Source organism: Streptomyces abyssalis (assembly GCF_001751365.1).
GTDB classification, from domain to species: Bacteria; Actinomycetota; Actinomycetes; order Streptomycetales; family Streptomycetaceae; genus Streptomyces; species Streptomyces abyssalis.
Genome location: NZ_LJGT01000041.1, coordinates 55523 through 74208, shown reverse-complemented (window position 1 = coordinate 74208; position 18686 = coordinate 55523). Strand labels below are relative to the sequence as shown.

The 18686-nt window shown below is 72.3% G+C and carries 15 protein-coding genes and 1 pseudogene; 11 read left to right on the top strand and 5 right to left on the bottom strand.

Annotated elements, in window-relative coordinates; translation table 11 throughout:
* The first annotated feature begins 192 nt into the window (after positions 1-192).
* Complete coding sequence (locus tag AN215_RS21145) at positions 193-1011, top strand: SAM-dependent methyltransferase (protein WP_070008829.1); 819 nt, start codon at positions 193-195, stop codon at positions 1009-1011.
* Positions 1012-1286: 275 nt separating this feature from the next.
* Positions 1287-1733, top strand: a complete 447-nt coding sequence (locus AN215_RS21140; RefSeq protein WP_070008828.1) for an SRPBCC family protein — start codon at positions 1287-1289, stop codon at positions 1731-1733.
* Between the two features lie 133 nt (positions 1734-1866).
* On the opposite strand, the gene AN215_RS21135 is transcribed toward AN215_RS21140, so the two are convergent.
* The 4 genes from AN215_RS21135 to AN215_RS21120 form a co-directional block, all read right to left on the bottom strand.
* Positions 1867-2061 carry a hypothetical protein gene (locus AN215_RS21135; RefSeq protein WP_070008827.1) on the bottom strand — a complete coding sequence of 65 codons (195 nt, stop codon included), beginning with the start codon at positions 2059-2061 and terminating at the stop codon, positions 1867-1869.
* A 145-nt stretch (positions 2062-2206) separates the two neighbouring features.
* Positions 2207-3487, bottom strand: a complete 1281-nt coding sequence (locus AN215_RS21130; RefSeq protein WP_070008963.1) for a dicarboxylate/amino acid:cation symporter — start codon at positions 3485-3487, stop codon at positions 2207-2209.
* Between the two features lie 309 nt (positions 3488-3796).
* The gene (locus tag AN215_RS21125; RefSeq protein ID WP_275521464.1) at positions 3797-4087 is read right to left on the bottom strand and encodes a DUF4229 domain-containing protein; all 291 of its coding nucleotides are present in this window, start codon (positions 4085-4087) and stop codon (positions 3797-3799) included.
* A 256-nt stretch (positions 4088-4343) separates the two neighbouring features.
* On the bottom strand, positions 4344-4868 hold the full coding sequence (locus AN215_RS21120) for a GNAT family N-acetyltransferase (RefSeq protein WP_070008826.1): 525 nt from the start codon (positions 4866-4868) through the stop codon (positions 4344-4346).
* Between the two features lie 179 nt (positions 4869-5047).
* On the opposite strand from AN215_RS21120, the gene AN215_RS21115 reads away from it, so the two are divergent.
* From AN215_RS21115 to AN215_RS21075, 9 genes and pseudogenes are all read left to right on the top strand, one after another.
* Complete coding sequence (locus tag AN215_RS21115; RefSeq protein WP_107374442.1) at positions 5048-6142, top strand: DUF3344 domain-containing protein; 1095 nt, start codon at positions 5048-5050, stop codon at positions 6140-6142.
* A 61-nt stretch (positions 6143-6203) separates the two neighbouring features.
* On the top strand, positions 6204-7385 hold the full coding sequence (locus AN215_RS21110) for a glycosyltransferase (RefSeq protein WP_431306313.1): 1182 nt from the start codon (positions 6204-6206) through the stop codon (positions 7383-7385).
* On the top strand, positions 7382-8962 hold the full coding sequence (locus AN215_RS21105) for an exopolysaccharide biosynthesis polyprenyl glycosylphosphotransferase (protein WP_070031222.1): 1581 nt from the start codon (positions 7382-7384) through the stop codon (positions 8960-8962). The genes AN215_RS21110 and AN215_RS21105 overlap by 4 nt, the downstream gene beginning before the upstream one ends.
* 176 nt (positions 8963-9138) lie before the next feature.
* Entirely contained in the window at positions 9139-10500 is a 1362-nt protein-coding gene (locus tag AN215_RS21100; RefSeq protein WP_070008960.1) for an O-antigen ligase family protein, read from the top strand.
* Complete coding sequence (gene murJ, locus AN215_RS28815; RefSeq protein ID WP_079123297.1) at positions 10497-12467, top strand: murein biosynthesis integral membrane protein MurJ; 1971 nt, start codon at positions 10497-10499, stop codon at positions 12465-12467. The genes AN215_RS21100 and murJ overlap by 4 nt, the downstream gene beginning before the upstream one ends.
* Before the next feature lie 109 nt (positions 12468-12576).
* Positions 12577-13284 (top strand): annotated as a pseudogene (locus tag AN215_RS21090) (polysaccharide deacetylase family protein); the annotation flags it as partial.
* 224 nt (positions 13285-13508) lie between these two features.
* The gene (locus tag AN215_RS21085) at positions 13509-14702 is read left to right on the top strand and encodes a glycosyltransferase (RefSeq protein WP_070008823.1); all 1194 of its coding nucleotides are present in this window, start codon (positions 13509-13511) and stop codon (positions 14700-14702) included.
* Positions 14703-14710: 8 nt separating this feature from the next.
* Positions 14711-16009 carry a hypothetical protein gene (locus tag AN215_RS21080; protein WP_070008822.1) on the top strand — a complete coding sequence of 433 codons (1299 nt, stop codon included), beginning with the start codon at positions 14711-14713 and terminating at the stop codon, positions 16007-16009.
* On the top strand, positions 16006-17169 hold the full coding sequence (locus AN215_RS21075) for a GNAT family N-acetyltransferase (protein ID WP_070008821.1): 1164 nt from the start codon (positions 16006-16008) through the stop codon (positions 17167-17169). The genes AN215_RS21080 and AN215_RS21075 overlap by 4 nt, the downstream gene beginning before the upstream one ends.
* 69 nt (positions 17170-17238) lie before the next feature.
* Here AN215_RS21075 and AN215_RS21070 read toward each other — a convergent pair whose 3' ends face one another.
* Positions 17239-18558, bottom strand: coding sequence for a glycoside hydrolase family 26 protein (locus AN215_RS21070; RefSeq protein WP_107374441.1), 1320 nt, complete (start codon positions 18556-18558; stop codon positions 17239-17241).
* Positions 18559-18686 lie beyond the last annotated feature (128 nt).

Sequence of the window (18686 nt, the reverse complement as noted above, 5' to 3'; positions counted from 1 at the left end):
GGTGTGGGCCCGGTCATGGCACCGGGCCCACCCCGCCGCTGACTCCGGCGCACCCCCGGAGCGGGTGCCAGTGCTGAGACCGGTCCCGGGCCGGTCACATGAGGCACTGCCCTCTCCTGCGCCGGTCACATGAGGCACTGCCCTCTCCTACGATGGCGCCTGGCAACCCGCGCTGACGGAAAGGCAGTTGTCGTGACCGAGGCCTCTTCCCAAGTGGATCAGTCGAAACCGAGTATCGCCCGGGTCTATGACTACCTCCTCGGCGGCAAGGACAACTACGAGGCGGACCGCGTCGTCGGGGACAAGTTCAAGAACGATCTGCCCGGGTCGGTGGCCATCGCGCACGCCAACCGGCAGAACCTGATCCGCGCCGTGCGGGAGATCGCCCTGGCGGGGATCGACCAGTTCATCGACATCGGCAGCGGACTGCCGACCGCGGACAACGTCCACCAGGTCGCTCAGCGCCACGTACCCGACGCCCGCGTCGTCTACATCGACAGCGACCCCATCGTCCTCGCACACGGCCGCGCCCTGCTCGCGGACAACCCGAGCACCCGCGTCATCCAGGCCGATGTCCGCGACCCGCGGAGCATCCGGGAACATACGGAAACCACGAGCCTGATCGACTTCGAGCGCCCCGTGGCCGTGATCCACAGCGCCGTCCTGCACCACATCAACGACGACGAGGGCCCCGGCTCGATCGTCCGCTACTGGCAGGAGCAAGTCCCCCCGGGCAGCTACTTCTTCGTCTCCCACTTCCGCAGCGGCGACAACCCGGAGACCCGCGAGGCCGAGGCGGTGCTCCAGTCCACCTTCGGCCGCGGACGGTGGCGGACCGACGAGGAGATCCAGGCCCTATTCGACGGCTTGGAGATCCTTGAGCCGGGCATCGTGCCCAGCCCCCTGTGGCGGCCCGGCACGGCGGTGGCGCCGGCCGGCGTCGGCTCGGCAGAGCACGAACTGACCGTCTGGGAGCGGCTCATCGTGGGAGGCCTTGCACGCAAGCCGTGAGGCCGGCCGACGACCAGGTGCGCGGTCGCCCGCCCCGGCCTCCGGGAAGACCAGGGGAGTCGGCGTGCCGGACAGTTGAGCCGCCTCCCGGTCCGGCTGCCGCCAGGACCCTCGGGCCGGTGTCACACCCGGTGCCGCCACGATCCTCGGGCCGGTGTCACACCCCGCGGCTAGCCTTTCCGGGCAGGTGCCGGCCGGCGGCGAGGAACCCTGGCGCGACGGAAGAGCCGGCTCTCCCGCAGCCCCTTTCCGAGACTCGATGGAGCGGAGATGTCATGGCAGGACAGTTCGATGTGATCACGGAGGTCGACCGCCCGATCGAGGAGGTCTTCGCCTTCCTCGCGGATGGTGAGAACGACCCGAGGTTCAGTCCCCGGGTCCTGGAGATCGCGAAAACGACCGGCGGTCCGGCGGGCGTCGGCACCGTTTATCGAAGCACGGTCAAGGACGCCGGGATCAAGACCCGCAGGGAGTTCCGGATCACCGAATTCGACGCGCCCCGCACCATCCGATGGACGGAGACGTCGAAGAACCTGGTCACGGGGCAGGGCGGTTACGACCTCGAACCCGCCGGCGACGGCAGGACGCGGGTGCGGTTGTTCAACACCTTGACGGGACACGGGCCCGGCAAGCTGATCGTCGGCGCCGCGCTGAAGGCGGCCCGCAAGGAGGCGGACGATTTCGGCAAGCGCATCAAGACCGCGGTCGAGTCCGCCGGTTGAGGACCGGAGAGGCGTAACCGTAGCCACGTGCACGGAAGTTCACGGGTACGCCCACCCCGGACGGCGGCCGGAGTCCTGGGCGGACGGCCCTCCGGACTGCCCGGGGAACGGCGACCGGGAACGCTGCGGAGGCTCACTCCGAAGCGCGAACCGCTTCCGCGATCTCCTCGTCCGCCAGGGCCATGGCAGCGTCGGCCCGCTTGTACCAGACCTCCCGCCGGGCAGCGGCCAGGCCCGCCCAGGGGTGACGCTCGGCGGAGAACCCGAGTGTCGCGTACAGCGCCATCGCATATCGCTCACGGCGGTCGGCATCGCCATCGGCGGTCACTGGGCCTCCTAGGTGGCTCGTGGGTCCGGGCGGGGTGCCGGCCGCGCGGCGATGAGGCTCGCGCGCACCGGGCAGGCCAAGGCCATTGACTCCCCGGTCCGGAGTGGTCACGGCTTACCCCTCCACCCTGCAGTCGAAGCGGTGACTACACAGCCGCGGCGGTCGGCTGCGGCTCCGGGTCGAAGGTGTCCACGTCGATGCTGCGGGCGCGGTCGTACTTGTCGCGGTCGAGAATCCTCTCCCGCGCCGAGACCAGCACCGGGATGACCGCCTGCCCGGCCACGTTCGTCGCCGTCCTGACCATGTCCAGGACGGGGTCGATCGCCAGCAGCAGGCCGACGCCCGCCAGCGGCAGCCCCAGCGTCGACAGAGTCAGGGTCAGCATGACCGTGGCGCCCGTGAGGCCCGCGGTGGCGGCGGAGCCGATGACCGAGACGAAGACGATCAGCAGATACTCGCGCAGGCCCAGGCTCACGCCGTAGAACTCGCCGATGAAGACGGCCGCGATCGCCGGGTAGACCGAGGCGCAGCCGTCCATCTTCGTCGTCGAACCGAACGGCACCGCGAAGGCCGCGTACTCCCGCGGGACGCCCAGCCGTTCGGTGACCTTCTGGGTCAGGGGCATGGTGCCCACGGACGAGCGGGAGACGAAGGCCAGTTGGATCGCCGGCCACGCACCGCGGAAGAACTGCAGCGGGTTGACCTTCGCGACGGTGGCCAGCAGCAGCGGGTAGACGCCGAACAGCACCACGGCGCAGCCGATGTAGACGTCGGCGGTGAACGTCGCGTACTCGCCGATGAGATCCCAGCCGTAGTCCTTGATCGCGGTGCCGATCAGGCCGATCGTTCCGATCGGGGCCAGCCGGATGATCCACCACAGGGCCTTCTGCAGCAGGGCCAGCACGGCCTCGCCCACCGCGAGCAGCGGAGCGGCCTTCTCGCCCAGCTTGAGCGCGGCGACGCCCACGACAGCGGCCATGAACACGATCTGCAGCACCTGCAGTTCGGTGAACGGCGTGATGATGTCGGTCGGGACGATCCCGGTGAGGAAGTCCAGCCACGAGACCGATTCCTCCGGCTCGGCCGCGTCCCCGGCCGAAATCCCGGTGCCCGAACCGGGGTTCGTGATCAGGCCGATGAACAGGCCGATCGCCACGGCGATCAGCGATGTGGCCATGAACCACAGGAGGGTCCTGGTCGCCAGCCGCGCCGCGTTGTGAACGTTGCGCAGGTTCGTGATCGAGACCATGATCGCGAAGAAGACTAGCGGTGCGACGGCGAGCTTCAGAAGCTGGACGAATATCTCGCCGGTCCTCGTCAGCGCCGTACCGAGCCAGGAGATGTCGCCGTTGCGCGCCACCCACCCCAGCAGTACGCCGAGGACGAGCCCGAGCAGGATCTGCGCCCAGAACGGGATCCTGGGTATCCGCCCTCGCGGCGTCCCGGCCGGGGCCGGGGACTGAACCGGGCCGGAATCACGGGCCGGGACACCGGCAGGGGAATCCGCGGAATCGGGGAACTCTTGGGACGAGGGCACTGTCGGACTCCCGCTCGGCTGTGGACTGCGGCACCCCGGAAACGGAATTCCGTCCGGGGGTTACGAGCACCGACAACGCCCCGCCGGGCACCGGTCATTCCCGGCGGAACATGAGGAGAGTGTGACAAACGTGATAACGGATCGGCGGGGCTGTCGGAGGGGCCGAGCGGGCGAGCGGGCGGGGCGCGCGAAGCGCCTCTACGCGACGCCGTCCTCCTGGCTCTGGTTCGCGGAGAGCCGCTCCTTGGCGCGGTCCACTCCGTCGACGATCTGCTCCGACATGGCCTCCCGCTGCCTGCGCAGCAGTACGAAGCTGAGCGGCGCCGAGACGACGAGCGCCAGCAGCACGACCCACAGCGGGTTGGACCTGCCGATGCCCTCCGGGATGATCCCGGTGTACGCGAGCACCGCGACGAGGACGAGGCAGCCGGCGAAGACGCCGGCCCGCATGGCGGTGTAGCGGAGCGTTGCGTGCGACTTGCTGCTCACGAGACCTTCTCCGGACTTCTCGGGTGATACGGGCGCCGCGCCCGTCGTGCGGCGCCGTGACGTGGGGCGCGGGGCACGGGCCGTGTCCGGCGGCACCGGGCGGCGGCCGGCCCGTCATCCAGTCAAACACAGCGCCGCGGACGATCACTCCGGCCCCCGTCCGTGACCTGTGCTCCGCCTGTGACGTGCGCCTCTCCGGGGTCCCGAACGGCCCGGCCGCGCGCGGCCCCTCCCGGACCTGGTGCCCCTCCCGGCACTAGCTGAGGGCGAGCCAGAGCGTGACGTCGTCCCGCAGATCGCCGTCCGCGACCTTGATCGCGCCTGGGAGGCGTCCGACCTCGCGGTACCCGCAGCCGGCGTAGAACCGCTCCAGGCCCAGCCCGCCCCGGCAGGTGAGCCGCAGCGCGGTGATGCCCTCCATCCCCCGCGCCGCCTTCTCGATCGCCGACATCAGGTCCCGTCCGTGGCCCTTGCCCTGGAGCGAGGGATGGATCATCACCGTGTAGACCGAGCACCAGTGACGCTTGAGCCGGTGTGTGTTGAGGACCAGGAACGCGGTGGCGACGACCGTGCCGTCCGCGTCGCGTCCCACGAGCATCCGCGTACGCCCGTCGTCGACGGCGGCGAGGTGGGCCAGGAGGTCCGGACGTACCGCTTCCGGCGTCACCGGCGGCACGAATCCGACGGCACCTTCCGCGTTGGTCACGTCCGCCCACAACACGCACAGTTCGTCGCGCAGTTGAGAAGTGACGGACGGGTCCAGTTCGAACGTGAGCGGCATACGGCCGACCTTAGCCGAAGGCAACCATCCGGCCTTCCCCGGTGCCCTGTTCGGCTCCATCGGCACGATCAAGTGTCCGCTAGTCAGTGAAAAGGTAAAGATGACCGGCGCGCCGCCCGAATTTCAATGATCGCCTTTGTAAAGGTCGCTCTGTTTCGTGACGGGAGACGGAGTCATCCATGGTGGACAAGAGGAAATCAGCGGTGCGCGGCCTGTGCTGCGCTGTGGTGTGCGCGGCAGCGACGGTGTCGCTCTCGCCGCCGGCGACATCCGCGGCGAACCCCGAACCGCGCAAGGGCCAGGCCCTCAAAGAGCGCTACAGCGCGACGCGTCACGGCGGAATCGCCAGCGCCGCGAACTCGTCGATCACATGCCGCAAGCCGGTCGGCGATGCGGCTCCGTGCAGCTCGGCGCAGAAGGGCGGGGACGGCCGGAACAGCGACTACGAGATGTTCTACTCCGATGTCGACCGCGACCCCAACACGTACAACTCGACCCGGGCCGCCCTGCGTCTGCCCAAGAACGCCAAGGTCAGCTACGCGCGCCTGTACTGGGGCGGCAACCTCCGCGTCGGCGAGGTCAAGCCCGCCAAGGACAACGGCCGTGTGCTGATGGCCGAACCCCGCGGCTCGTACCGGGCGGTGAAGGCCGACACGGTGCGCACGCACCGCCGCGCGGACGGGGCGGACGCCTACCAGGCCTCCGCGAACGTCACGCCCTTGGTGCGCGACAGCGGCCCCGGCACGTACACGGTGGCGCAGCTGAATGTCGCGATGGGCAAGTCCCGGGCCGGTGCTTGGGGCGGCTGGACGCTGGTCGTGGCGTACGAGAACAAGAATTCCCCGCTGCGTCATCTGAGCGTGTGGGACGGATTCGCGGCGTCGGAACGCAATTCCGGCGGGCTGCCCGTGGCGACGCGCTCCATGAATTTCCCGGCGGGTGCAAAGGGTTCCGTCGGGGTCGTCGGCTACGACGGCGACCGCGGTGACGGCGACGGGCCCTTCACGGTGGCCGCGAACAAGCGCGCGGGAACGCCGCTCTCGAATACGGCGAACCCGCAGAACGACACGTTCAATTCAACGATCACCGACCGCGGACGCGAAGTGGCCGGACGCGTCCCCGCGCACAGCAACACGCTCGGATACGACTCCGATGTCTTCGACGCACAGCAGGCGTTGCGTGCCGGAGGCAACCGTCTCCTCTTCCGCTTCGCGCCCGGCGACGACGACTACCTGCTCGGTGCGCTCTACGCACAGGTCGACGCCCGGCGCTGAGATCCGCATTTCCATTCCGCAAAGAAGCCTGTCCGGTAGTGACGTTTGAGGAGACGTTCGGGTGCTTTCCCAGCGCAGAGAGCGAAGAGACCGGCTGACGGTCCTTCATCTGGCACAACCGGTCGAAGGCGGGGTGGCGAGGGTCGTGACCGATCTGGTCGGGGCCCAGACGCAGGAAGGCGTACGCGCCGTCGTCGCCTGCCCGGAGGGCGGAAGCCTCTCCCGGCAGGCGGCGGCGGCGGGTGCGGAGGTGGAACGCTGGGCGGCCGCACGGGAACTCGGGCCCCGCGTCGCGTCCGAGACCCGGCAGGCGCTCCGGCTGATCCGGCACGTGGACCCCGACGTCGTGCACGCGCACAGCGCCAAGGCCGGGCTCGCCGCCCGGCTGGCGCTGCGCGGCCGGGTCCCCACCGTGTACCAGCCGCACGCATGGTCGTTCGAGGCCGTCGAAGGCCGCACGGCACGGCTCGCCCGCGCCTGGGAGCGACGCGCCGCGCGCTGGACGGACCGGGTGCTGTGCGTCAGCGAGGCCGAGCGCCGTACGGGAGAGCAGGCGGGCGTCGTGGCCCGCTGGGCCGTCGTGCACAACGGAGTGCCGGAGGCCGAGCCGGGCGGACGGGCCGCCGCCCGTGCCCTGTTGCCGCAGCTGAGCGGGGTACCGGCAGACGCGCCCCTCGTGGTGTGCGTCGGGCGGCTGTGCCGGCAGAAGGGCCAGCGCACCCTGCTGAGCGCATGGTCCCGCATCGCCGCGGCGGTGCCGGACGCCTGGCTCGCGCTCGTCGGCGACGGGCCCGACCGGCCCGCACTGAGCGCGCTGAGCGGGCACGCGCCCGGGCGGGTGCTGTTCGCCGGCGCGAGTGACGAGGTGAACCGCTGGTACGCGGCGGCCGATCTGGTCGTACTGCCGTCCCGGTGGGAGGGCATGGCCCTGACCCCTCTGGAGGCGATGGCCTGCGGGCGTCCCGTCGTCGTGACGGACGTGGGCGGCGCCCGGGAGAGCCTGCCGCCGCAGCAGCACGAGACGTGCCTGGTACCGCCCGGAGATCCGGACGCCCTCGCGGAATCGGTGACGCATCTGCTGCGCGAGCCGGAGCTGCGGGAGTTCATGGGCGAGGCCGCACGCAAGCACGTACGGGCGGACTTCGACGTAAGGCGCAGCGCGGCAGCGGTGCTCTCCCTGTACCGCGAACTGCTCGACGCCCCGGCTCAGGCCCCCGCGGGCAGTGAGCGGGCGGCACGATGACGACGGACAGCACCGAGGAGCGGTCCCGCGGCGCACGTGTGGCGACCCGGCCGGCCGCCGACGGCTCGGCGGCTCCGCCAGGGGACGGGAGCGTCGCCGTACGGACCCCGCAGCGCGCCGTCGACCGGGGCCCCGTCCCGCGGCCCGTGGGCGGCTTCCGCAGACGCCGGAACCTGCTGCGCCTGCGGCACCGTGGCGCCGCGGCGCTCGTCTGCGCCGACGTGGGTGTCTCGGCCTCCGTCGTCGCGGCCGTCGGAGCGGCCGTCGGAGCGGGCATCGGCGCGGAGACGGACGCCCTGCTGCTCGGGCCGGTCGTCTGCGGCACTCTGGCGCTCAACACCCAGGCCGGCCTGTACCGGCCCGGTCTGCGGACGTACGCGCTCGACGAGCTGCCCGCGCTGGCGGCCCGCGCCGCGGTCACCTGGTGCGTGGCGGCCGCGCTGCTCGCGGCGTTCGACCGTCCCGCCGCCCTGAGCTGGATGATCCTGCTGACCGCGGTCGCCGCACACGCCACGCTCGGCGGCACGGCACGCGCGCTGGTGCACGGCTTCCGGCGCGTGCGGGCACGGCGCCGGCCGCGTCCCGCGCTCATCATCGGGAGTGGCCGGCTGGCCCGTACGGTCGCCGGGGTCTTCGCCGAACATCCGCGCTACGGGCTGCGGCCGGTGGGGTTCGTCGACCTCGTCAGCGAACCCGAGGAGGCCGGCCACGACGGCGAGAGCGGCAGCGGGGACGACGCGCCGCTTCCCGTGATCGCGGTGCCCGCGGACGTGACGCGGGCGGTCATCCAGAACACCGTCCGGGACGTGGTCTTCCTGAACTCTCCCTGGGAAGAGACCCGGAACGCCCTGCTGGCACAGGACCTGGGCGAACGCGGCGTGGCCGGCTGGCTGGTACGGCCCGGATGTGCCGTGGGCGTGCACGGGACGCACGAGGGGGGCCCGTCGCACGTGTGGGGCTTCTCGTGCAGACGGCTCTCCCTGGAGTGCCCGGGTTCCGGCTGGAGCTGGCGCAAGCGGCTGCTCGACCTGGTGCTGGTCGTACCGGCACTGGTTCTCGCGGCGCCGCTGCTGGCGGCCTGTGCGCTGGCCGTGAGGATGTCGGACGGGCCCGGGGTGATCTTCCGGCAGGAGCGCGTGGGGCTCGGAGGCGGCCCGTTCACGCTGCTGAAGTTCCGCACGCTGCGGCCCGCGGACGAGCAGGAGTCGGCGACGCTGTGGAGCGTCGCGGGCGACGACCGCATGAGCGCCGTCGGCCGGCTGCTGCGCCGCACCTCCCTGGACGAGCTGCCGCAGCTGTGGAACGTGCTGCGCGGCGACATGAGCCTCGTCGGACCCCGCCCCGAACGCCCGTACTTCGTGCAGCAGTTCAGCCAGGAACTGCCGGGCTACGCCGAGCGGCACCGCTCCCCCGTCGGCATCACGGGTCTCGCCCAGGTGCACGGGCTGCGCGGCAACACCTCCATCGAGGACCGGGCGCGCTTCGACAACCACTACATCGAGACGTGGTCGCTCTGGCAGGACGTACGGATCATGTTCCGCACCGTGACCTCGTTCTTCCGCCTCGAAGGACGGTGATCGGGGTGACGGTCGCACTGCCGGAGAGCCGCCGCCCGCCACGCGGCGACGGCGGCCGGAGCGCTCCCGGTGGAGACCGGGGCGCCGGCGGAGGCAGGGCACGCACGGACGGCGGCAGCGGGGCACGGCCCCGCGGGCCGCTGACGAGTCCGGCGTTCTGGCGGCACTGGGCGCCGATGGTGCCGGCGCTGGCCACCGTGCTCGTCCTGTGCGCACCGGTGCAGACCGGCGATGTGACCGTTTCCGGAAAGATCACTCCCGCAGACGCGGCCTCCCTGGTGCTGGTGGTGTGGTGCCTGGTGAGGCTGCTGCGCGGACGCGGCGGTCGGCTGAAACCCGCGGCGGCGGCGGTGCTCGGGGCACCGGCCGTCGCCTTCGCGGTGGCGACCGCCGCGTCCGCCGATCCCTGGGCGAGCCTTCCGGGGTTCGTCCGGTATCTGCAGATCTTCGTGCTGGTCCCGGGGGCGCTGCTGCTACTGCTGCGCGGCACACGGGACTTCCGCGCGCTGTGCTGGTCCGTGATCCTGCTGGCGCTGGTGCAGGGAACGGTCGGCGTCGTGCAGAACCTCACCGGCACCGGTGCCTCGTACATGGGGCAGGACGTCCGTGCGGTGGGGACCTTCGGGCCGCTGGACGTGATGGGGATGTCCACCGTGGTCTCGCTCGGTCTGGTGGCGGCCTTCGCGCTCTCCATGGCGGGTCCCGGCGACATCTCCCGGCGGCAGCGCATCGCGGCGATCTGCTGCGCGGCCGCGCTGCTGCCGCCGCTCGTCGTCTCCTACAGCCGCGGCGCGTGGATCGCCACGGCCGCCGCCGGCACAGCGGTGCTGGTGCTGGCGGGGGTACGGAGGGCCGTTCTCGTACTGCTCGCGCTGGCCGCGGCCTCGATGGTGCTGGTCGGCGGCCTCGGTATCGGTTCGGCGATGGTCGAGGAGCGTCTGACCAGCATCGCCGACATCAGCTCGGCGCCGGACCGCTCCGTCACCGACCGGTACAGCCTCTGGTCGGCGGCCACCGCGATGTGGCAGGACGCGCCCATGACGGGCGTCGGCCCCAAGAACTTCCCCGCCTACCGCGACGGACACGCCTCACTGGGGCTCTCGTCCGGCAGCGACACAGCGGGGGCGGGCACGCAGTTCTCGAAGGAACCGCTGCTCTCGCCGCACAACATGTATCTGCTCGTACTCAGCGAACAGGGCCTGATCGGCGCCGTCGCGCTCCTCGGCTGCGGGGGCGCCCTTCTCGTCCTCGGACTGCGGCGCCTGCACTCGGCACGTACCGCACATCTCTCCGGCGGAGCGACGGACGCGCCCGGCGCCGCGGACTGCGGCCTGGCCGCCGCCGGGCTGCTCATCTGGCTGGCCGTCGACTTCCTGTACGCCGACATCGGGGGGCCCTCGACGGTGCTGACCGGGGTCGTGCTGGGCGTGGTCACCTGGTGGGCTCTCGCTCCCGCACCTCTCTGGGGGTCACTCCCAGCGGAGCGGGGAGGACAAGCCGACGGGGGAAGCCAGGCGGAAGAGGCACCCGCCCGATGACGGACACGCACGCCTCCCGCACCACGACCCCTGACGCCCCGACGTCCACGGCGACCGGCGGCGGGAGCGCCGGCACGAGCGGGACCGGCACAAGCGGCCCGGATGCGGGGATTCCGGGTGCGGGGGGCCCGGATGCGGGGGGACCCGGTGCGGGCGGGTCCGGCGCCCCTCCCGTACTCGGCAGGTTCCTCGCCCGCGCCGCCGTCATCACGGCGGCGCTCACGGCGGCCGGCTCGGTCTTCGGCCTGCTGCGCGACCAGGCGATCGCCGGCCTCTTCGGCGCCGACGCCGGCACCGACGCCTTTCTCATCGCATGGACCGTCCCCGAACTGGCCTCGACGCTGCTCATCGAGGACGCGATGGCGCTGATCCTCGTCCCGGCCTTCAGCCTCGCCCTGTCCCGCCGGGCGGCGGCCCGCCCGGACACCGGGGACGGCGGAGTGCTGCTGGACGCGGACGCGGAGCCCGGCGGGCTCCACCCGCGCGACCCGGTGTGGGGCCTGGTGCAGCGGACCCTGCCCCGGCTGCTGCTGGCGCTCACCGCGACCGCCGCGCTGATGCTGTTCGCCGCGCCGCTCATGGTGCAGATGCTGGCACCGGGGCTGCGGGACACGCGTACGGCCGTCGACTGCATGCGCCTCACGTCGCTGACCGTGGTGACGTTCGGGCTGGCCGGCTACTTCAGCGCCGCGTTGCGCGCACACCGGCGCTTCGTCGCGCCGGCGTCGATCTACGTCGCGTACAACACCGGGATCATCGCGGTGATGTACGCGGGGCACACCGTGTGGGGTGTGCGGGCGGCCGCTCTGGGCGTCGCGGTGGGCGGCGGGCTGATGGTGCTCGTCCAGCTCCCCTCGTTCGTACGGCAGTTGGCGTGGCGTCAGCAGCACAGGTCGGCAAGGGCCGCGCGCAGGGCGGAGTCCGCCGCGAAGGCGGCGGCGAAGGCTGCGGCGAAACGCTCCACGAGAGCCGCCGTTCAGAGCCCCGCGAAGGTTCCGGCGGGTCCGGACGGGACGGGAGCGACGCCGCATGCCACGGCCACGGCGGACGTCCCGGCCCCGGCCGAGACCCGGGCCCAGGAACGGACCCCGTACAGCGGACGCATCGCGCTGCTCGGCCTCGGGATGCTGGCGCCGGTGGTGACCTACGCGGTCAGCCGTCAGTCCCAGGTGCTCGTCGAGCGCTACCTGGCCGCACCGCTGCCGGCGGGTGCCATCTCGCACCTCAACTACGCGCAGAAGGTCGCGCAGATGCCGATGGTGCTCTCGCTGATGGTGTGCACCGTCACCTTCCCCGTCGTCGCGCGGGCCCTGGCCGACGGCGACAAGCAGCGCGCACGCCTGCGTGTGGAACGCGACCTGGCGCTGGTCGGCATCGTCGTGCTGCTGGGTGCCGCGTACGTCACGGCATGCGCACCTCAGCTCATCCAGCTCCTCTTCCAGCGCGGCGCGTTCGACGCCCGCGACACCGCCGCAACGGCGTCGGTGATGCGGGTCTACAGCTGCGGGCTGATCGGACACAGCCTGGTCGGCGCTCTGGCGCGTCCGTTCTTCGCCGACGCACGGCCCACCTGGTATCCGGCCGGGGCGATGGCCGTGGGACTGCTCATCACCGTGGCCGCGGGCGCGGTCGCCGTGCACCCGTGGGGTGTTCACGGCATCGCAGCGGCCAACGCCGCCGGGATCCTCACCGCCGCACTGCTCCTGCTGTACGGCCTCGGTGCACGGGTGGTCGCGATCGACGTCGGCCGCGTCGCGGCCGGACTGGTCCGGCTGCTGCTGGCCGCCGTGGCCGCCACCGCGGCGGGCTGGGGCGTGGCCCGTGCCCTCGCCGATCCGCTGGCGGGTGCCGCCGCCGGCGGCGTGACCGTGCTGGTCGTCTTCGCGTCCGTGGCCCTTCTCGTACGGGCCCCGGAGCTGCCGCAGCTGTTCGCCACCGTCAAACGAAGGTTCTCTCATGTCCGCTGAGTTCCGTGCCCGCATCCCCGCTCTGCCGCTGCCCTCGCCCCAGCGACGCGTGCCCGTACCGGCGTCCGCGCGCGAGGCGGTGACCGCCCCGGCCACCGCTCGCGCGAGCATGCGGCGGCGACGGCCTCCCTGGGTGCTGATGTACCACTCGGTCTCCGGCTGCACCGACGACCCGTACCGGATCACGGTCTCCCCGTACCGCCTCGACCGGCAGCTGCGCTGGCTGCGGGACCGGGGCCTGTCCGGCGTGAGCGTCGGCGAGCTGATGCGGGCGCGGGCCGCCGGGAGGGGCGCCGGACTGGTCGGGCTGACCTTCGACGACGGGTACGCCGACTTCACCGACAGCGCGCTGCCGCTGCTGCACCGGCACGGCTGCACGGCCACCGTCTTCGTGCTGCCCGGCCGGCTCGGCGGCGACAACGCCTGGGACGAACTCGGCCCGCGCAAACCGCTGCTGACCGCCGACGGCATCCGCGCCGCGGCGGCGGAAGGCATGGAGATCGGCTCGCACGGCCTGATGCACACCGACCTGACGACGGCCGACGACCCCACCCTCCGACGGGAGACGAAGGACAGCCGCACCCTCCTGGCCGACATCACCGGCACCGCACCGGACGGCTTCTGCTACCCGTACGGAACGGTCGACTCGCGCGCCATCGAGGCCGTACGCAGCGCCGGCTACGGCTATGCCTGCGCCATCGACCCGGGCGCGCTCACCGGCATGCACGCGCTGCCGAGGGTGCACATCGACGCGTCCGACACCTCGCCGCGGCTCTTCCTGAAGCGGCTGCTGAACCCGGTCCGCCGCAAGCCCCTCCCCGCGGCGCCGCCGGAGCCGGTGGACATGACGGGGCCGGCGGACACGGGCGAGCCGGTGGACACGACGGAAGCGGCGCCCGCGGGCACGCGTCCGGCGGCGGGGAGGAACGAGGGCGACGCCGTCGGGCCGGTGGACACGACGGAAGCGGCGCCCGCGGGCACGCGTCCGGCGGCGGGGAGGAACGAGGGCGACGCCGTCGGGAGCGAAACGGGCGGCAGTCGATGAAGGTCGCGCACATCATCACAGGACTCGGAGTGGGCGGCGCCGAACAGCAGCTGAGACTGATGCTCCGCCATCTGCCCGCCCGTTGCGACGTGTTCACCCTCACCGCACCCGGCTCCGTGGCCGAAGGCATCCTCGCCGACGGTCACCGGGTGACGCACCTGGGCATGAGCGGCAACCTCGACGCGACGGTCATGCCGCTGCTGGTCCATCTGCTCCGCGAGGGCCGTTACGACCTGGTCCACACCCACCTCTACCGGGCCTGCCTCTACGGCCGGCTCGCGGCACGGCTCGCGGGCGTACGCGCCGTCGTCGCCACGGAGCACTCCCTCGGCGACGACTCGATCGAGGGCAGGCCGCTCACCCTGGGAGTCCGCGCGCTGTATCTGGCCTCCGAACGCCTCGGTTCCGCCACGGTCGCCGTCTCCGACACCGTCGCGAAGCGCCTGCGGCGCTGGGGCGTACCCGCGGCGCGGTTGCACACCGTGCCCAACGGCATCGACGCCCGCCGCTTCCGCTTCGACCCCGCGGCGCGCGCCGCCACACGCCGGCGGCTCGGCATCCCCGAGGACACCTTCGTGGTGGGCGGGGTGGGGCGACTGGTGCCGGGCAAGCACTTCGAGACGCTCGTACGGGCCGTCGCCGTACTGCCGGACGCGCGGCTGCTGCTGGCAGGCGACGGACCCGAACGCGACACGCTCCACGGCATCGCCTCAGCGCTCGGCGCACTCGACCGCATCCACATGCTCGGGGAGTGCGACGGGACGGTCGCCCCGTCCGGGGGCGGTTCGTGGCAGGTCCCGGATCTGCTGTCGGCGATGGACGTCTTCGTTTCGCCGTCGTCCGACGAGGCGTTCGGACTCGCCGTGCTCGAAGCCCTCGCGGCGGGTCTGCCCGCACTGCACGTGACGTGCCCCGCGATCGACGACCTGCCGTCGGAACAGGCCCCGGGCGCGCGGCGGATCGGCACGGGCGTGCCCGAACTCACCGCGCTTCTCTGCGAGTACCAGAAGGCCGGGCCCGTACGACTGCCCGTACCGGCAGTCGTGGACCGCTACGACATCGCCCGCAGCGCGGAGCGGCTGATGGCCGTCTACCACGCCGCGACGGGCGCACCGCAACTTCCCGCAACGGCGCCGTCCGCGGCGACTCCCGTACCGGCGCCGACGTCCCTACCCCTGACATCGAGGTGAGTCCTGGCATGCGCAATACCGCCAAGGGATCGGCCAAGTCCCCCAACGCGGGCGGCTCGGCGCGCACGAAACAGTCCCGCCGCGAAGCCCGCTCGGCGAACTCCGGCGGCGACCGCCGCGGCTCGGCGTCCCCCGGGGCGACGGCGAGCACCACCGGGCCCGGCGCGACGACGAGGACGGAAGCGGTGAAGACCGAGGCAACCGGCGCGGCGCGTGATGCGACCGGCACGGCCGGCACCAAGACAGACGCCAACGCAGACGCCCGGACAGACCCCAAGACCGGTACGGCGCCCGCGGAGACGACGGAGACGACCGCCGAGGCGCAGCAGGCCCGGAGCGGGGCGGCCGCCACGGCTGGAACCGCCGGGGACGGAGCGGCCAACGTCAGGGCGGCGAAGCCGGCGGCCGAGCCCGGCACCTCCCTCAGCGGCGCCGCGAAGCCGGCGACCACCGGAGCGCCGAAGACCTCCGGCGCCTCCGGGCCGGGCGGCGGCAAGACCACCGTCCTCACGAGGACGACCCCCCTGCGGGCGAACGCCGTTCCCGGAAAGGGCAACGGCACCCCTGCCGCGCCCCGCACGGGTGCCGACCCACGCCCGCGCCCGGACCCGGAGCGCCCGCCCCGTACAACGGAGCCCAGGACCTCGTTCGCCGCGCACCTCAAGGCGTCGCTGCGCCGCGTCCCTGTCTGGTGGCCGCTGCCCCTGTGCCTGCTCCTGGGCGGCGGGGCAGGAGCGGCCTACTCCGAGGTGACGCCCCCTCAGTACGCCGCCATCAGTTACGTCGTCGTCTCCCCCTCCGGCCGGGCCGAGGCGGCAGGCGCCCTCGGTTACGCGCAGGCGTACGGCAAGATCGCCACGGACCCGATGATCCTCGCGGACGCGGAGAAGCGGGCGAACCTGCGGCGCGGCACCATCCGCGACGGCATCCAGGCGAGCACCTCACCCGACGCCCCGATGGTCCAGATCACCGCGACCTCGTCCAGCGCCTCGCAGGCTGCGAAGAACGCCGACGCAGTCGCGAAGGCTCTGACCCACACGGCCAAGACGTCGGTGAAACGCACGGGCGCGCGGCTGACCGTCCTCTCCGAGGCCGTGGCGCCCCCGACTCCGGTCTCTCCCTCCCGGACCGTCGCCGTCTCGGTCGGGGCGTGCGCCGGCGGGCTCCTCGGCGGTCTGGTGATGCTCGTACTCCCGCGGTCCCGCCGCCGCGCCGCCACCGCCACCCCCACGGCCACCGGCACCGGCACCGGCACCGGTCCGGAACAGGCCATGAGCGGCGCCTCCGGGACGGAGCGCGAGCGATGACCACGGCCACGGTCTGCCGCGACCCGTCGCAGTTCGGCGGTCTGGCCCGCGAATGGGACGAGCTGAGCAGCCGCAGCCCAGGGGCCACCGCGTTCCAGTCCCACGCCTGGCTGCACTCCTGGTCCCAGTCGTACGGGACGGCGGGCCGGCTCCGCGTCGTGCTCGTACGCCGTGAGGGCCGCCTCGTCGCCGCCGCGCCGATGATGCTCGTCCACCGGCCCCTCCCCACGCTGGTCGCCCTCGGCCGCGGCATCACCGATTTCTGCGACGTTCTGCTGGACGGCGACTTTCCCGGTGCGGCCCCGCTCCTCGCGGCAGCTCTGCACCGGGCCTCGCGCGGGGCGCTCGTCGATCTGCGCGAGGTGCGGCCCGGCGCCGCGGCCGAGCAGGTGTACGACGCCTGGCCTGGCCCCCGCCGGGCGCTGCAGGACTCCGCCTGCCTCGAACTCCCCGGCGTTCCCATGGAGGTTCTGCTGCAACGGCTGCCCGCGGCCAGCGCCAAGCGCACCAGACAGAAGCTCCGCAAGATCGACAAGATGGGGATCAAGGAGCACGAGGTCCTGCCGTCGGAGGCGGGCTCCGGCGTTCGTACGCTGCTGCGGCTCCACGAGATGCAGTGGGAGGGCCGCGGCGTGACGTCGGAGCACCTGCGCCCCCGCTTCCGCGCGCATCTGGAACGTACGGTCGAGCGGCTCGCGGAGAGCGGTCACGCGACGCTCACCGAGTACCGGGTCGACGACGAGACCGTCGCCTCGGACATCACCTTCATCAGCGGGGACATGGTCTGCGGCTATCTCTACGGAGCACACCCGAGGCTCCGTTCGCAGCGGCTGGACATCACCACGATGCTGCTGCGGCACGCCGCGGCCCAGGCGCACGCCAGGGGTTGCGGGACGCTCAACCTGCTGCGCGGGGCGGAGCCGCACAAGCTCAGATGGCAGGCCGAATCCGTCGCCAACCAGCGGCTTGTGATGGCGCGTCGGGAGATGGTCCCGGCGATGGGGCTGCATCTGGCGCAGATCGCCGGACGGCAGTCGGCGGCACAGGCCGTGCGCCGCGTCCGGGCCGCCGGGCTGCTGCGGCGCACCGGCCGGAGCGCACCCGCGGGGCCGCCCACGGGTGCGGACACAGCATCGGGGGCGGAGAGCACGCGGACGTAGGTCCCGGCTTCTCCGCCCCCGTCCGGGCGCCCCCTCGGGGGCGCCCTTCTCGTTGCGCCGCCGCCCGGTTCAGTCGTCGTCGAACTTGTGCCGGGACGTCCACCACTCGGGCAGCCCCTCGTCGAACCGCACGCAGTAGTCGCCGTCGAGGAAGCAGTTCTCGTACCAGGGAATCCGCGAGCCCGGCTCCGTCGGCACGGGCACCGCCGGGCCCGAAGGTGAAGGCGCCGGAGCGGGCGGGGAAGCGGGCGGCGTGGACGCGGACGGGTCCCCGCCGCTGGGGCCCGGTGACGGACCCGGCCTGCCGTCGGGGCGGGCGAAGAGCGCGGCGCGGAAGGTCTCCGAGGAGGCCGGGTTGTCGGGGCACTGCCACACGCCGTGCGGGCAGTAGTCCGTGAGCGTCTGGTACAGCGGCTTGTGCTCGGCGAACCAGTCGAGCATCCGGCGGACGTACTCCGGGTTGTCGCCGTTGCGGAAGAGACCCCACTCCGGATACGAGATCGCCTTGCCGTGCTCCCGGGCGAAGTCGACCTGCGCCTGGAGGCCGTACGGCTCGTTCACCTGCTCCTCGAAGGGCATGCCCGCCGGCTGGTCGTAGGTGTCCATTCCGATGATGTCGACGACGTCGTCCCCCGGATAGCACTCCGTCCAGGGCAGGACGTCCCGACCGCGGCTCGGTGCGAAGTCGAAGCGGAAGTTCTGCCCCGGCACCGAGCGCATGGTGGTGACGATGCTCCGCCAGTACCGCTTCCACGCCTCCGGGTCGGGTCCGCAGCGGTGCGAGTACGTCAGGCCGTTCATCTCCCAGCCGAGCACGATCACCGTGTCCGGCGCCTTCTGCCGCACCAGGCGTTCGGCGAGGGTGCGGTAGTGGGCGTCGAACCGTCCTGCCGCGCCGTCGCGCAGCAGTTCGCGCACCTCGTCGTCCGGCAGGCGGTCCTCGTTGCGCTCCAGCATCGGCACGTTGAGCACGAAGAGCCGGTCCTGGCGGGCCTGCCGCCAGTTCGTCCAGGGTTCGAGGAACTCGGGCCTGCCCTCGATGTTCGACCACAGGTCACCGGGCAGATATGTGTGACCCACCTTCAGATCCGTGCCGCCCAGCCACTCCTGCAGCTGCGAGATCCGCCGTACGCCGTCCGAATCCGAGCGGAGGAAGGCGCCGAGCGGTGCCAGCGGGGCCATGGCCCGGCCCGCGGCGGAGCGGGCGGAAGGTGACTCGGCGTCAGCTGTTCCGGCACGGCCCTCGTCGCTCGAAGCGACGCTCGGGATGAACGATTCCCTCTCGAAACCGGGCAGATTCACCGGCAGGACGCTACAGGAGGCCAGCAGGCCTGCGGTCGCGACGACGCCGAAGACTCCTTTGCAGCCACGGCGGTTGGGGCTCCGCATTGCTCCTCCTGATCAGCCGGCGACCTCCCCGGCCGCGAAACACGCATTTCAGACCTCACCCGCCAGGACGGCACGGTGCGGTCTGATAGCCCAATGGAGATATTTTCTCCCTGTTCGTCCCATTCATC